1 protein-coding gene is annotated in these 877 nt (G+C 60.0%); it reads left to right on the top strand.

Annotation, left to right across the window (positions count from 1 at the left end; genetic code table 11):
- Nucleotides 1-848 (top strand): IS256 family transposase (locus CCD76_RS19385; protein WP_087721116.1); only part of this gene is annotated, 848 nt, incomplete at its 5' end.
- Nucleotides 849-877 lie beyond the last annotated feature (29 nt).

The raw sequence follows: 877 nt of genomic DNA on the forward strand, positions 1-877 counted from the left end.
ACCAGGCGAAGGGCTTGTCGGCCAACACGGTTTCGCGATTGAAAGCCCACTGGCTCGACGAGCACAGGGCTTGGTGTCAGCGGGACCTGTCGGATCGCCGTTACGCCTACTGGTGGGCCGACGGTGTCTACAGCAATGTGCGAGTGGATGACCGTCTGTGCCTGCTGGTGGTCATTGGCGTTACCGAGCAAGGGCGAAAGGAACTGGTGGCCGTCGAGGATGGCTTTCGCGAGTCGGCGGCCAGTTGGGAGACCCTGTTGACGGGCCTGCGTGAACGCGGCCTGACTACGGCTCCCAAACTGGCGGTCGGCGACGGCGCCATGGGGTTCTGGGCGGCGTTGAACAAGGTCTACCCGGAAACCGACCATCAACGCTGCTGGGTTCACAAGACGGCTAACGTACTGAATAAGTTGCCGAAGTCTGTTCAGCCCAAGGTCAAGGCAGACCTGCATGACATCTGGATGGCCGAGACCCGCGACGAGGCACACAAGGCCTTCGATCGCACTCTGAAACGCTTCGAGGCCAAGTACCCCAAGGCGATGGCGTGCCTGGCCAAGGATCGGGAGTCGCTGCTGGCGTTCTACGACTACCCGGCAGAGCATTGGGTGCATATCCGCACCACTAACCCGATCGAGTCATCCTTCGCCACGGTCCGTCTGCGCAGCAAGCGGAGCCGGAACTGCGGCTCTCGGGCGACGACCCTGTCGATGGTATTCAAGTTGCTTCAGAGCGCCCAAAAACGCTGGAGACGTATCAAGCACTTCCAGAAGCTGGAACTGGTCGTCAGCAACGTCAAGTTCCAGGACGGAGAGCAGATAACCGATCAATCAGACAGGAATGCGGCCTGACCGTCATCCACCAGATTTGACAATAACTC

Origin of the sequence: Salinicola salarius (assembly GCF_002179555.1) — a bacterium.
GTDB lineage: Bacteria > Pseudomonadota > Gammaproteobacteria > Pseudomonadales > Halomonadaceae > Salinicola > Salinicola salarius_A.